The organism is Paenibacillus sp. UMB4589-SE434 (genome assembly GCF_030226685.1).
Taxonomy (GTDB): domain Bacteria; phylum Bacillota; class Bacilli; order Paenibacillales; family Paenibacillaceae; genus Paenibacillus_B.
Genome location: NZ_JASOYK010000001.1, coordinates 763290 through 778881 on the forward strand (window position 1 = coordinate 763290; position 15592 = coordinate 778881).

The 15592-nt window shown below is 44.3% G+C and carries 12 protein-coding genes; 11 read left to right on the top strand and 1 reads right to left on the bottom strand.

From position 1 onward, the window contains the following. Positions 1-348: 348 nt before the first annotated feature. The 8 genes from QP775_RS03360 (at position 349) to QP775_RS03395 (ending at position 10642) form a co-directional block, all read left to right on the top strand. Positions 349-1728 carry a YheC/YheD family endospore coat-associated protein gene (locus QP775_RS03360; protein ID WP_285103581.1) on the top strand — a complete coding sequence of 460 codons (1380 nt, stop codon included), beginning with the start codon at positions 349-351 and terminating at the stop codon, positions 1726-1728. After that, positions 1725-2834 carry a YheC/YheD family endospore coat-associated protein gene (locus QP775_RS03365; protein WP_285103583.1) on the top strand — a complete coding sequence of 370 codons (1110 nt, stop codon included), beginning with the start codon at positions 1725-1727 and terminating at the stop codon, positions 2832-2834. The genes QP775_RS03360 and QP775_RS03365 overlap by 4 nt, the downstream gene beginning before the upstream one ends. Before the next feature lie 38 nt (positions 2835-2872). Further along, positions 2873-3961 (top strand): alpha-helical endospore appendage domain-containing protein, encoded by a 1089-nt coding sequence (locus tag QP775_RS03370; protein ID WP_285103585.1) that lies wholly within the window; start codon positions 2873-2875, stop codon positions 3959-3961. A gap of 301 nt (positions 3962-4262) precedes the next feature. Next, positions 4263-4577, top strand: coding sequence for an alpha-helical endospore appendage domain-containing protein (locus QP775_RS03375; RefSeq protein ID WP_239334048.1), 315 nt, complete (start codon positions 4263-4265; stop codon positions 4575-4577). Between the two features lie 339 nt (positions 4578-4916). Then, complete coding sequence (locus tag QP775_RS03380; protein WP_285103591.1) at positions 4917-6038, top strand: glycosyltransferase; 1122 nt, start codon at positions 4917-4919, stop codon at positions 6036-6038. A gap of 327 nt (positions 6039-6365) precedes the next feature. After that, the gene (locus tag QP775_RS03385) at positions 6366-7061 is read left to right on the top strand and encodes a glycosyltransferase family protein (protein ID WP_285103593.1); all 696 of its coding nucleotides are present in this window, start codon (positions 6366-6368) and stop codon (positions 7059-7061) included. Between the two features lie 75 nt (positions 7062-7136). Beyond that, positions 7137-9401 (top strand): glycosyltransferase, encoded by a 2265-nt coding sequence (locus QP775_RS03390; RefSeq protein ID WP_285103595.1) that lies wholly within the window; start codon positions 7137-7139, stop codon positions 9399-9401. After that, positions 9398-10642 (top strand): glycosyltransferase family 2 protein, encoded by a 1245-nt coding sequence (locus QP775_RS03395; RefSeq protein WP_285103597.1) that lies wholly within the window; start codon positions 9398-9400, stop codon positions 10640-10642. The genes QP775_RS03390 and QP775_RS03395 overlap by 4 nt, the downstream gene beginning before the upstream one ends. Before the next feature lie 127 nt (positions 10643-10769). Here the strand turns inward: QP775_RS03395 and QP775_RS03400 are convergent, their stop codons facing one another. Then, positions 10770-11438 carry a class I SAM-dependent methyltransferase gene (locus QP775_RS03400; RefSeq protein WP_285103599.1) on the bottom strand — a complete coding sequence of 223 codons (669 nt, stop codon included), beginning with the start codon at positions 11436-11438 and terminating at the stop codon, positions 10770-10772. Between the two features lie 322 nt (positions 11439-11760). On the opposite strand from QP775_RS03400, the gene QP775_RS03405 reads away from it, so the two are divergent. From QP775_RS03405 to QP775_RS03415, 3 genes are all read left to right on the top strand, one after another. Beyond that, positions 11761-12996, top strand: a complete 1236-nt coding sequence (locus QP775_RS03405) for an alpha-helical endospore appendage domain-containing protein (protein ID WP_285103602.1) — start codon at positions 11761-11763, stop codon at positions 12994-12996. 74 nt (positions 12997-13070) lie between these two features. Continuing rightward, positions 13071-14297: an alpha-helical endospore appendage domain-containing protein gene (locus tag QP775_RS03410; protein ID WP_285103604.1), complete on the top strand. Its 1227-nt coding sequence runs from the start codon at positions 13071-13073 to the stop codon at positions 14295-14297. A 32-nt stretch (positions 14298-14329) separates the two neighbouring features. Then, positions 14330-15580, top strand: a complete 1251-nt coding sequence (locus QP775_RS03415; RefSeq protein WP_285103606.1) for a collagen-like triple helix repeat-containing protein — start codon at positions 14330-14332, stop codon at positions 15578-15580. The last annotated feature ends 12 nt before the right edge of the window (positions 15581-15592 follow it).

The window sequence follows — 15592 nt, forward strand, 5'->3', positions numbered from 1 at the left end:
GTTCATCTTGCACTTGAACTATATACATTAGGAACAGGACCTAAAGTAAGTAGTTTATAAGAAAGATAATGGAGTTATCCTTAGCAAAGGTAGAAAAAGGTTTGGACAAATATTAAAAGTGAATGTAAATGGTGTAAACTATCACTTTTCACATTAAAGTAGCTGTGATTAAGAACTAAATAACATATTATGAGCGTCAATTGGACATACATTCATGAGTCAGCTCTTAAAGTGATTTTAGTATAGTTAAATTACAAAAATCACATCAGTCACCAATGCGATCCCCTCTCCGTATAATGTAGCCTCCAACGATCTAGGCAAATGTAATGAATGGCAGGAGGTACATCTATGCACTTCACATCGTCCCCCTCTAAATTTAAGCATTTTACTGCTACTGTCAATCAACTATCCAATCACATATTGGAACAGTTTAAACGCAAAGAGCAATCTGTCCGTTATCAACAACCAGAAAGAGAGAGTAAACCTGCTGCAGCTGAACAGAAACGAAGACGGGTTAAACAAATGATCATTAGAAGAATACGTGAGCACGAAACGGAAGGTCCTTCAGTTCGACACAGCAAAGCAGATACTGTTCCAAATCAGCCCAATATGCACTCGAAACCACTAATCGGTATACTGACGGATGTCGTGTTGCCCTCTACACAATATCCATTTGGTTCACGTACGCCTTTTATTAGGCAATTGGTGAGTGAGGGATTGCACAAAGGTAAATTCATCATTTTTGGCCCTGACGATATACGTTTGCGGGAAAGCAGCGTGCTCGCCTATAGCCTGGATGAACGGGGACGATGGGATCGTCATCTATCACGACTGCCGGATGTGGTTTACAACCGGCTACTGAATCGGAAGATGGAACAGTCCGTTGGCATTAAACAGGTGCGACAATTATTTCAGAACAAAAAAATTCCTGTGTTCAATTGGAGTTACTTTAATAAAACAGATGTTTATCAACTCGTATCCAAGAATAAAGCGATGTACAAACATATACCAGAATATTATGTCAATCCTACGATTAAACAGCTCCATAATATGCTTTCTCGCCATCAATTTGTATACCTTAAGCCGACGGCGGGAAGTCTTGGCATTGGTATTTATAAGATTGCTTCGCAGCCTGACAAGAAGTATCTGGTGCGTTATCGTCAAGATGGATCGAACAAACAGGAGAGCTTTCATGGGCTTCAAGAGATGATGAAGTTTCTCCGCCAAAAAGAGGGCAGTAGACTGAAGCAGTATTTTGTACAACAGGGTATTCAACTGATCGAGCTTCATCAGTGCCCAGTGGATTTCCGTGTCCATGTCCACAAAGATGGGGATAAGGGCTGGTGTATCGCCGGTATCGGAGCAAAGAAGGCTGGCCTTGGGAGCATCACGACCCACCAAAGAAGCGGGGGCCAGATTATGACTCCTGAACAGGCACTTAGCCCGACTTTCGGCAGATCAGCAGCAAAATTGTTACAAGATGCTAAAAGTGTGGCCATTCATCTTGCACAGGCAATCGAACATCAGTATGCACATTTGGTTGGCGAGATCGGATTTGATCTTGGAATTGATAAGTCTGGGCGGATCTGGATGTTCGAAGCGAATTCAAAGCCAGGGCGATCGATTTTTAAACATCCTGCGCTGAAAGCAAAAGGTAAAGCTTCCATTAGATATATCGTGAATCATTGTGTTTATTTGGGAAAAGCCCGTGGGAGGTCAACAAATTGAAAAAGCGTAGAGCACCACTGGTCGTAGCTGTGTTAACTGCTGCAGACAAGCGGCGCAGTTTCAAAGGCGATCACCGTAATTTTAAAGATATTATTAAAACAGGCACTTCAAAGGGGATACTCACCTATATTGTAACTGTTGAAGATCTTCGATTACGTCAATCCCAAATATGGGGGTACCATTATGTAAAAGGAACTCAGAAATGGGAAAGAAAGAAATCTCCACTTCCTACCGTTATTTACAACCGCCTGCCTTCACGTAGAGTAGAAAGAAAGGCATATGTCAAAAAAAAGCTCCGCGCATGTTTGACAAGCGAGAAGATCAAACTCTACAATCCCTTTTTTTTTAACAAGCGCCGCTTGTTTGAAGGTCTAAAAAAAGGAACATTGTCACGTATTCATCTCCCTGCAACAGAACCGCTTACACCATCCTCTTTTCGTCAAATGGTAACCGAATTTGATCTCTTATACTTAAAGCCTGAAACAGGAAACTCTGGCAAAGGAATTATGACAGCTGCCTATGATCCGACCAATCCGCAGCCGTATTTAATAAAAATTCAAAATAGTCGGCAATCCTCAGCTGTTCGTCATTCAACTAAACAAGAAGCATGGCACACCATTCGAGCACACGCCAAGAACAAGGCTTATATTATTCAACAAGGGATTCAATTGGCGACCATAAAAGGTAGAGCTTTTGATCTCAGGTTGTTGGTCCAAAAAAATAATGATGGGATATGGAAAGTAACGGGGGTCGGCGCCAGGATTGCAGGCACTAAAAGTATCACTACTCATATACCGCGCGGAGGAATGTTAGGAAATCCGGCTGCAATGCTTCGAACTTTATTTGGGAGCAAGAAGGCAAGTGATGTAATGAAGAATGCTAAACTTGCAGCTCTAGAGACGGCAGCTTTTATTGAAGTGAATGAGAAGTACAAACTTGGAGAGATGTCACTCGACGTTGGGGTGGATACAAAAGGGAATTTATGGTTGTTTGAGGCGAACGCAAGGCCGATGAAGTTTGATGAAAAGAAAATTCGTAAGTTATCGCTAACCCGCATTTTTCAGTATTCCTCTTACTTAGCACGTTTGAAAAAGGATAACTCATAAGCGGCTTGCTCGTGAGTTGCGTAGGGGAGAGAACAACCATGTCACAAGCTAATATTCCGAATGTTACACCAAGCATTACGTTAACACGTGATGATTCATTTAACTTGTTACTGTCATCTATTGCCATCGAGGAACTTGGATTAGGTCATATTATTAATGCAGAAGCAGAAAAAATACAGTACGTTGTAGGCTCGCTACCAGGTCTGACAGTGCCAGCTACAATTAGTGACTTATTACTGATTAACCAAAGTGTAAAATCAACACTGCAAGAAGCGATCAAGACAGAAATTTTGTTAAATAACAAATTAGACTCTATATTATCGGTACTTCCTGGCGCTACAGGAACAGGTGTTACAGGAGCGACAGGTGCCACAGGTGGAGCGGGAGCAACGGGAACGACAGGTGCCACAGGCGGAACGGGAGCAACGGGAACGACAGGTGCCACAGGCGGAGCGGGAGCAACAGGAGCGACAGGTGCCACAGGCGGAGCAGGAGCAACGGGAGCGACAGGTGCCACAGGCGGAGCAGGAGCAACGGGAACGACAGGTGCCACAGGCGGAGCGGGAGCAACAGGAGCGACAGGTGCCACAGGCGGAACAGGAGCAACAGGAGCGACAGGTACCACAGGCGGAGCGGGAGCAACAGGAGCGACAGGTGCCACAGGCGGAACGGGAGCAACGGGAACGACAGGCGCCACAGGTTCTGGGACGTCAGTTAACAATGCAAAAGTGGCAAGTTTCGTTCAACAAACGGTGGATCCTGGGAATGCTTATATATTTGAGGTAAACCTTGCGATTAACGGTACGGACATTTCGCATACTCCGGGCTCCACAGATATTATTCTTGCCCCCAATAACACCTATCTTATTCTAAGTTATTTGGAAGGCTTCCAAGTTCCATCTGAGGGAATTGGCTACGCTCTTCGCTTAGACGGTATTCCTTTGTTTGGCAGTCATGTCGGTAATGGCGGTGCCACGGGAGTAGAAGAACAATTATCGGGGAGTTTTATTCTGACGACAGGTGTCGTCGCAAGTGTACTCCAGATGTATAATGATCGTGCTTCTGATACCACGACAGCGTCCGATGGCTTTCCTGGTGCATCATTAACGATTATTCGATTGGCGTAAATGGATTTGAGAACATCTGAAAAAGTTGTATCTATTCTCCCGTGTTTGGTCGCGAATCACTAAACTAAAATAACTGCGGCTGGATACTGAGAGTGATGAATTAAAAATATTCGAATTGGTTCAGTTGGATAGGTTATGGTGCATAGACATAGAGGGAGCGAGTCGATAGGAGAGGCAAGAGCGACTACTATAGCAGAGAATTAGCTTCACAAATGGTTTGGCCTATGATTTAAGTGCCTCAGTTATGGTTTTACGGTATGTGGAGCGCCCAAACTTAAAAAAATTATGAGGTGATCTGAGTATGTCTCAAGCGAATATCCCTAATATTACCCCAACGATTTCCATTACAGTTGGTAATTCGGTTAACCTATTGCTCGCATCTATTGCTCTTGAAGAATTGGCTCTTGCTCACATTGTGAATGCTGAGGCAGAGAAAATTCAGTATGTGTTGGGTACATTGCCTGGGGGCGTAACATTGTCTCCAGCAGCTACGATCTCTAACTTGCTTGCTATCGACAACAGTGTACAAAGAACACTTCAAGATGTCATCAAGACACAAATCTTGCTGCAGTTCAAATTGGAAAATATTTTAAGTAGTTTACCAATTACACCTTAATAATCTAAGCGCTTCATGTATAAGCAGTGCATACATCAAAGTATGACGAATGATCAAGTCCTATTATATTACGACATATGCTAATGTAGTTGCTCAACCCTGCTCTTCATTCCACTCGTTCCAACTTCGTGATGTTGACTTGTTCACATAGATCAATTTTAGTAAGACCAACTCCACACAACAAAAGTCTCACCTCTCCATTAAATAGGCTGCCGTATAGTTTTGGCAGTCTATTTGACATGTGTTTGCGTATACGCGATAAGTTCTGTTGTAACAGCAGCACGCATATCGTCACTAGTAGAGCTTTTATTTCATTTGGAGTGGGCAGGAGGAATAGTAGTGGAGTATCCGAAAATATCCTTATGTATGATTGTTAAAAATGAAGAAGACTGTATTGCTCGCTGTTTGAATAGCGTTAAACATGTAGTTGATGAGATTATTATTGTTGACACGGGGTCTACTGATAACACAGCTGACATCTGCCGATCATTCGATGCGCAGATTGTGGAGTATACATGGAATGAGCACTTTGCCGATGCCCGCAACTATGGTCTTCAATATGCAACAGGAGATTGGATCTTATGGATGGATGCGGATGAGGAATTAGATCCTAATGATGCTTTACAATTAAAACAACAAGTAAACACTGCTTCAGAAGCTATTCTGTGGATCCATTTAATTAATTTTATAGGGAACGAACCAGATGCGAATGATGCTTTTCATATTGCACATTCGCGTATGTTTCGCAATCATATCGGATTTAAATTTACAAAATCTATACACGAAATGTTAAATTTGGAAGAAGTATTACCCGAATATGATCCCTCTCAACAACAAACGCTGCCGATCAAGATTTATCATTATGGATATATGAATGAATACATCATTAATAAAAAGAAATCTGAACGTAATATCCGTCTCCTCGAACAAGAGCTACATAAAGAAGACCACCATCCGTGGATCAAGTATCATATTGCGACGGAATACTATCGACTCAAACAGTATCAAAAGGCGTTTGAATATGTGAACTTAGGCATTGTACATTTTCTTCAAGAACGGAAGGCTCCTCCGTCTCTGCTGTACAAGTTAAAATATTCGATTCTTATCACGTTAGGAAGTGTAGAGGGGGCTTGGCAAGGGATAGATAGAGCCATTCTGATGTACCCTGACTATGTGGATTTGTACTTCTATAAGGGTGTTATTTATTACCTGAAGGAATGGTATTCACAAGCGATTGAAGTGTTTCAACAATGTATGATTTTGGGTGAGAATAATATTAAGCACCTGACGCTTAAGGGTGTAGGCAGCTTTCATGCAAGTTATTATATCGGTTTGTGTCATGAGAAGTTGGGAAATATGGAACATGCTGTTCAAGCCTATGAAGCTGCAATTCAGATCTTCCCGAATTATAAGCCGGCACTGGAAGCTATAGGGCAGATAAGTGGCAGCCTAAATAGCTGAGCTACTTGTATGCATAACAAAAACATCTCTTTCCATTATGTTGGAAGGGATGTTTTTGTTATGCGACGGAACATGTAACTGGCATCAAAACAGTTCAGTATTCAAATCACCATTGGAAGTGAGGTGTCCAGTGCAGTATATACCTGGATGCGTAATTTCCAACGTATGAAGTAATTTTTAGAAGCATATATATTTTATACCTTGTGCATTTTTCTGGTTTTTGGATTAGATGTCTAGATGAGAAGTGTGGGGCACGTAGCCAAGAAGGATACAGAGATATGACAGTATATCGGTCAGCTCCATTCTGCTCATTTATACTAGTCATCGATGACAGCAGCGGAAAGGATCGAGAACATTATGGGACTACAGCGGATCTTGTTTGTGATATGTGTTAATAACGATACATTATACGAGCAAACAAAAAGGCAGGTTGCCAATTTGATTGTACCGCCTGGCCATTCGGTAGAAATTTATGAGATCCGTAACGCAGACAGCATGGCCAGTGGATATAACTATGCCGTTCACATGGATGCAGCTTTCAAAATATATATCCATCAAGATACTTTTCTAATACACAGAGGAATGTTGGTTGATTTGATACAATTATTTCATCATCATCCAGAACTAGGAATGGTGGGGCTTGCCGGATGTGTAGATATGCCTGCCAATGGAATTTGGTGGGAAGGAACTAAGCTTGCTGGTCAAGTTATCGAGCATCGACAGGATACGTACCAACTCCTGCGTTTTGACCATGGTTGGCACGAATCGGCTGATTATATTGCCGTCCAGGCCATTGACGGATTATTTATGGCAACTAAGGTGGATATTCCCTGGAGAGCAGACTTGTTCAACGGCTTTCATTTTTACGACTCCTCCCACTCAATGGAAATACAACGTGCAGGTTATGTAGTAGGTGTTCCCGTCCTACAAAGCCCGTGGTGCATTCATTATAATGGAGACGATTTTGATCAGGTGACTTATGAGCAATATCGAACAATTTTTGTTCAACACTATATGTCATAACAAGGTTCTTTATATGCTACATATCAGAGGGTATGGCGAGTTATATATGTCTTTTTCACGGAAAGGATGACCGGGATGTATCAGGCAAACGCAAGCAATCCGGTAGAAACTCGATTGTCTTTATGTATGATTGTCAAAGATGAAGCAGCACTCATTGGAGCATGTTTGCACAGTGTAAAAGATGTTGTCGACGAAATCATCATTGTGGATACTGGATCGACGGATGACACTGTCGCTATATGTCAATCATACGGAGCGCATGTATACAAACTGGGGTGGAGGAACGACTTTGCTGAAGCGCGCAATTACAGTCTGCAGCACGCAACAGGAGATTGGATCTTATGGATGGATGCGGATGAGCAGCTCGATCAGGATACGGCTTCTTCTTTACGAGACATACTTGCGGTGCAAGACTCCGACATTGCCGTCATTGAACTAATTAACTACATCGGCAGTGAACCGGCTAATAAGGATCTTGCTTACTTGGTACGTCATCACCGGCTATTCCGTAATCATAGAGGTTTTCAATTCAAGGGTGCCATACATGAGCAATTAAACGTTCAAGAAGTGTTAGGGACAAATATTAATGTGTATATACTGCCTGTTAAGATTCACCACTATGGCTATATGGACGTTCATGTAAAGAATCGTGAGAAGTCTGAGCGTAATATGAAGTTACTTGAGCAGGAAAAGCTGAATGAAGGGTACAACCCATGGATTGATTATCATCTGGCAAGTGAATATTACCGTCTTGGACAGTATGAGCAAGCTTATGCGCAAGTGAACGTCGGCATAAAGGGATTTATTGAACGGGGAAAGTTGCCTCCTTCATTATGTTACAAGTTAAAATATGATGCACTTCTGGCTAACGGAAGTTATGAGGGTGGCTGGCCATCCATCGAAAGGGCTATTCAACTGTATCCCGACTACGTTGATCTTTATTTGTACAAAGGTATTATCCTGTTCCACAAACAAAAGCATGAGCTCGCACTAGAGGCATTTCATCAATGTCTCACGCTCGGTGAAGAGAACTTACAGCATCTAACGATGCGTGGGGTAGGCAGCTTTCATGCCTGGTATCATATCGGATTATGCTACGAGAAGCTGGGTCGGCCTAAGGAAGCTGTTCATGCTTATCAGCAAAGCCTTGCAGGCTATAGCCAGCATGAGAAAGCGAGGGAGGCCCTTTCGCGTCTGCTTCAACAGGAACAAGAACAAGCTGCTTCCATTAAGATAAGCTTGTGTATGATTGTAAGGAACGAAGAAGAAAGCTTGCAGCGCTGTCTGGATAGTGTGATTGGACTTGTGGATGAGATAATTATTGTAGATACCGGATCAACCGATAATACGAAGCAAATTGCAACGCAAAATAAGGCTAAAGTATATGAATTTGAATGGATTGACGACTTTGGGGCCGCAAGGAACTATGCATTTAGTAAAGCGACTCAAGAGTATATTTTATGGTTGGATGCAGACGATGTGATACAGCAGAAAGATCATGCTGCGTTTAAGGAATTAAAGCAAACCTTGTCGCGTGATATCAAAAGTGTCACGATGGCCTATGTTCTGAACACAAACGAGGCAGGTGAACCTTTATTCTCTATCCGACGCAATCGGCTTGTGCGACGGGATGCTAATTTTAAATGGCATGGCCCCGTCCATGAATATTTAGCAGTTGGCGGACAAATTCAACATAGTGATATCGCCGTATATCATAAAAAAGATAAGCAATACACGGATCGCAACCTGCGCATCTATGAAAATCGTTTGGCAGCGGGCGAACAATTTACACCACGTGATTTGTATTATTACGCTAATGAATTAAAGGATCATGCTCGATATGAGGATGCATTGGAGTTCTATGAGAAATTTTTGCAAACAAAACAGGGGTGGGTGGAGGATTGTATTCAAGCTTGTCTGAAGATGGAGACTTGTCATGATAAGCTGAACAATGAAAGCAAGCGGCTTACTACTTTGTTCCGATCCTTCGAATTTGATAAACCGCACTCCGATATATGCTGTCAGATCGGTGAAATCTTGCTGAATGATCAGCGTCTTCATCAAGCCATTTACTGGTTCGAGCAGGCAACTCAGCTCGTTATTCCTTCAGATCAATTAACGATGACTCAAGAATCTACCTGGACATGGGTTCCGCATTTAAAATTGTGCGTTAGTTATGACCAAATCGGTCAAACGGAGAAGGCATGTTATCATAATGAGATTGCCCTAAGTTATTTGCCTGACCATCCAAGCATGCTGTATAATCGCGATTATTTTAAGCAAAAGCTGGGAGATCGCTTTGAGTTTGTGACAGCAAGCAGTGGGAGGGAAGTTCTTTGAAGACGAGTATTATCATATTGACACGAAACCAATTTCATCTTACTGTCCTATGTCTGGAAAGCATCCGCAAGTATACCCCGCAACCTTATGAGATTATCGTGGTTGATAATGGCTCGACGGATTTGACAACAACCTATTTGAAGATTCAGTTGGATATTACTCTCATCTGTAACGAGGATAATGCGGGTTTTGCAGCAGGCTGCAATCAGGGATTGGCAGCAGCTACTGGTGACAATATTTTGTTTTTAAACAATGATACAGTAGTGACGCCTCATTGGCTAACATCGATGTTGGAAGTGCTGTATTCCAGTCCTGATATTGGTATGGTGGGACCACTTACCAACTATTCGAGCGGGCATCAAATTATTCCGGTGACGTATACAGACCTGCTTGATCTGAATCAATTTGCGCATGAACATGCCGCCCGTTACCAAGGAAGTACAACAGAAGTAAGACGATTGATCGGATTTTGTATGCTTGTCAGACGGAAGGTGCTTGATGAAGTTGGGGGCTTTGACGAGTTATATGGACTTGGAAACTTTGAAGATGATGATTTATGTTTGCGGGTCGCACACGCTGGCTACCGGTTATTTATTGCCAATGCCAGCTTTATTCATCACGTCGGTCACGCAACGATGAATGACATAAAGAAAGATAATGTGCAGCATCTGATGGCCATTAATCGACATCGAGCACAGGAAAAATGGGGAGCCGATATTTTTGATTTAATTTATAAAGAAGACATTCGACTGACTTGCTGTGTGTTGGCAACATCGAAGTGTGCGGCTACAACGCTAACCTTGGACTCCATTAAAGATATTGCAGATGAGGTTGTACTTATAGATCAACAAGGTGAATGCGCAGATGTGTTAGAGTCTTATGTTGGCAAATATGTAGAAGGACATTCTGAGCGAAACAAGATCAAGCTGTGGAAGCTTGGGATCGAACAGGCAGCGGGACCCTATCTTCTGTTGATTGAAGCTGGAGAATATATATCTGATGAAGACAGAAGGCAGCTCAGAGTCTTAAAAAGATCGATAAAGCCTGAAGTTGCTGCTGTATTAATGAAGTGCGAATATAATGGCATCTTAAATGATTCCTATCAAGTACGATTATTCCATAACTCCTTTCCATTTCCCTATTTAGATGACTTAAGCCTACACGATCGTGAAGTGCTAGAAAGTGAAATTGAGGTTAAACATGTTCTAACTAAGACATATGATATGGGGATACCCACATAAATCGTACTTCCATGTGAACAACAAACCGCGCAATGTCTGTAAAGACGTTTGCGCGGTTTGTTGTTGTGATGATGTCCGTGTTAAAGCATCAGAATTGATACTAATGAATTCATATGTGTGCTCCTTATTACATGCTTACGTAGCCGCCTTTTAATTCTTCCCATTGGTCGAGCAGCTGTTTGGATGTATGATGAACGCCTTTTGGAAATAAAATGCCTAATCCGCCTGAATGCTCAAATTGAAGTGCGGGATATTGCTCTTTTAACTCCGACCATAGTTTCCATACTCCAAAACCAAACCCATGAACGGAAATATCATGGAACAAAATAATCCCGTCTGGTGCTAATTTGGGCAGCCATGATTCATAATCATGCTTTACGGCTTCGTATTGGTGAAAACCGTCTATATGAAGCAAATCAATAGAGGCATCCTGAAATTGAGCCAGAGCTTCGTCAAATGTGGTTCGCAGAAGCGTTGCATGGCGGGGATATAAAGAGGAGGTGATCGACACTACGTTATTGTACACTTCATCATCATAGCCTCCAGAATGAGGGTCGCCCACCCATGTATCAACAGCGTAACATAAAGTCGACAAGTTCCCATCCTTTATACCTTGGCACATGCTAAAAAAGGATGCCCCCCAATGTGTACCTAACTCGACTAGCAGACGAGGCTGATAAGACCGAACCAGATCGTAACTAAAATGACGATGACCTACCCAGGCAGAATGCTGCAGGACACGTGAGTCAACTTGTTCGTATTCAAAGACAGGGCAGTACTTGTTCCAGTCATTCATAATTCACCTACTTCATTCAATTTTCCAATGACCATGCAGAACTATGATCGGTCTCTGATGGTTTACTATGATTAAGTATATGAGGTGATATCACATTTAGTTCACCTAGGCATGTTCTGATACTGAACCATACTGTTATGTACGGCGTGTGGACAATGGATCAGTTCAGTTACAGGCAACACGAATCCACACAACTAGAAATAATTTTCCATACAATATGGAGGTCATTACTCACTTAAGCCTGTCCTTGTGTATTAAACAAATTTGACCTGCATGAGCATGGGATGGAGATAAAGTATTATTTGTAGGGAGGAGTCCGTACATGTCACAAGCGAACATTCCTAACATATCACCCCAGATTACTATTACCCGCGACGATGCCATAAATTTAGTCATTGCGTCTATTGCACTAGAAGAGTTAGGGCTAGGTCATATTGTTAATGCAGAAGCAGAGAAGATTCAATATACGCTTGGAACGCTGCCAGGACTGAGTCAGCCAGCTAGTATCAGCGATATTTTGCAAATTAATTCAAGCGTTAGGGAAATGCTGCAAGTTGTCATTGCCAAAGAGATGGTATTGGAAACAAAGCTGAAGAGAGTATTGGAATCTGAAGTATCAACTGGTCCAACGGGAGCGACTGGTCCAACAGGAGCGACAGGTATTGGTGCTACCGGTCCAGAGGGAGCTGCAGGTGTGACTGGAGCGACTGGGGGCGTAGGTCCAACGGGTGCAACTGGAGCGACTGGTGCTACCGGACCTAGCGGTGCAACGGGAGTGACCGGAGGGGACGGAGCGATTGGTGCTACTGGACCGATAGGTGTTACGGGCGGAACCGGAGAAACAGGAACAGCTGGTGCCGTAGGCCCAGCAGGAGCTGCTGGGCCTACAGGTGATACTGGAGCGGACGGTGCAGCAGGATCAATAGGCGCAAATGGAACGGCAGGAACCGCAGGATCCACAGGACCAGACGGACCGACAGGGTCGACGGGCTTAACAGGACCATGTCCGCCTGATTGCCCGCCAGGTCCAACGGGTCCAACAGGTCCTGATGGAGTCGGAGCTTCTGGTGCAGCGGGAGCAACTGGTAGTGCAGGAGCTGCGGGTAACACTGGGGTAACGGGATTTACAGGGGCGATTGGAGCGACGGGCATCCTCATAACGGTTAACAATGCAAACTTTGTAACCGAGGGAACACAGACGGTTGCAGATGGAGCACCACTCATTTTAGACACTAATCATACTGTAAATGGGTCTTTGATCACCCACACCCCACTTACTTCTACGATTACATTAGAACCGAATCATGCGTATTTTGTTGATTATGAGACTCAAGCCACCACTGCTGGCACCACAGCTGCGGCCACACTTCGCTTTAACGGCGTCGATATAGTTAATACGACAGCAAGTTACGAGACCTCTGTAGGAGTGCTCGTTGAATTGTCTTCCCATACGATTATCCAAACGGGAGGCACTCCAGGAACGCTAGAGATTATCAATACCTCTGGAGTAGCGACTGATTTCACAAATATATCTATTTCGGTTATTGCATTGCAATAATACTGAATATCCTCATTATTTTCAGTATCTCCTATGTCTTGGACACTAGGAGGATGATAAGGAGTGAACCTTAGATGTCACAGGCGAACATACCCAATATTACACCTACTATTATCATTTCAAGAGACGATGTTATCCCTTTACTGCTCTCTTCAATCGCGCTAGAAGAACTGGGACTTAGTCATATTTTGAATGCTGAAGGAGAGAAAATTCAGTATCTGCTTGGCACGCTGCCTGGTATAAGCGGTGTTGCCACAATCAGTGATCTGCTTAATCTGAACACCAGTATTGATGATAACCTTAAAACTGTGCTCAAACATGAAATGTTATTGGGATTGAAGCTTGATGGGATATTACAACAGGATGTGTCTAGAGGAGCAACAGGAACAGCAGGCGCAGCAGGCGCGATCGGTCCGGCAGGAGCTACGGGAGTAACAGGAGCCACAGGACCCGCAGGTCCGGCTGGAGCCGCTGGTTCGACGGGAGCGACTGGTGATACAGGGGGAGTGGGGCCTACTGGTCCGACAGGTCCGACAGCGCCTACAGGAGCAACGGGTGCAACGGGACCAACAGGAGTATCAGGTGCAACAGGTAGCACAGGTGCAACTGGGGCGACGGGTGCAACCGGAGCAACCGGAACTGTTGGCTCTGCTGGAGTTACAGGTGCAACGGGACCAACAGGAGCAACTGGCGCATCGGGGCCAACGGGCGAAACAGGGGCGACGGGAATAGACGGACCAATTGGACCTACGGGTACGTGTCCAACTGGATGCCCGACTGGAGCCACAGGTGCAACTGGTGACCCTGGCGCAGCGGGTCCTACCGGGGCAACCGGTGTGAGTGGAGCGACCGGAGCGACCGGTTTAACAGGTGAGACGGGTGCGACGGGCGAAACAGGGGCAGCGGCATTAGCGACAGCCGATTTTGCAAGCATCGTGACCGTCGGCGATGCAGGACCACAGGGATTTCTGACGTTAGATAGTAACAGACTGTTGAGTGGAACGCTGATCGCTCATACTCCTGGCTCGGATACAATTGAGCTTGCGGGTGGGCATACGTACTATATTGCGGCACAAGTAGACGTAGATGATAATGCTCTGGCAGGCGGTCTTGACGCTATTCTTGAGTTCAATGGAATATCTGTGCTTACTATTTTTATGAGTAATCCAGCTGGTGACTTTGTGACAATAAAGGGCAGTGTTATTGTTGATGCTCCTGTTGGCGGACCATCCATAGTCAGACTATTTTCGAGATCAGATAGTAATCAGAATGTAAATATAAGTATATTTGCACTCAATTAAAATCAGGACAGTCAGGCAAGGGAGTGAAAACAATGTCACAGGCAAACATCCCTAATATTACTCCGAGTATTACTGTCACATTAAATGATTCGCTCAATTTATTAATCGCATCTGTTGCATTAGAAGAACTCGGAATCAGTCATATCATCAATGCAGAAGCTGAGAAGCTTCAATATGTGCTGGGCACATTACCCGGATTAACGATTCCAGCTACAATTAGCGAACTGCTTGCAGTCAACAGCAGTGTCAAACGCACAATTATAGACGCATTAAAATTAGAAATGACCTTGGATTCTAAGCTGGAACAAATCATTAATACACCTTTAAAAGGTCCTACCGGCGCAACAGGTTCAGCCGGAGTTGATGGCGTAACGGGAAGTACGGGGGAGACTGGAGCCACAGGTGCTGCAGGTGCAGCTGGCGCAACAGGAGCAGAAGGAACCGCGGGTGCAACTGGTGCTGATGGATTAACAGGAGCAGCAGGTCCTCCAGGTAGTACTGGTGTGACCGGTATAACTGGTTTTACTGGTGCACCGGGACCTGACGGTGTAACTGGGCCAACGGGCACTACAGGAACAACTGGGGCGGAAGGAGCAGTCGGAGCGACAGGAGCGACAGGTGCTGTGGGACCGCAAGGCATTACAGGTTTGACTGGCGCAACTGGTGTTAGTGGGAATACTGGGGCAACAGGTGCAACGGGAGCAACAGGTGAATGCCCCTGTGTAACAGGGCCGACTGGTGCGACAGGCAGTAGCCTTACAGGTCCAACTGGTGCGATGGGGTCGACGGGCGCAACTGGGGCTGCCGGAGCGACAGGAGCAACGGGAGAAACAGGGCCAACTGGTGAAACAGGCATACAAATCACAACAAACAACGCCTTTTTTAGAACGGTTGATTCTGTTCTCGTCACACCTGGAAGTGCAATCCCATTTGCGGAGAACTTCACGTTAAATGGAACAGAGATTACACATACGCCTGGCTCAACAGACGTACTGCTCGCGCCCGATCAGACTTACTACATTGCATATCGTACGAAAGCTGAGCTGCCGACAGCTGGTACCATCACTACACATGTTGGACTAGAATTAAACGGAACGCTCATTCCGGGAACAGAGTCACAGATGCAATCATTGCCTGGCGCTCCGCAAGCCATCACATCATTAATATCAAATACAATCATTAATACGGCAAGTGGCGCATCAAGCATATTAACACTAGTAAACTTGGAAGCCGTAGATCGTGCGTTCGATCAAACAACGATGACTATTATCAAATTAGAGTAGGCTATGATCCAA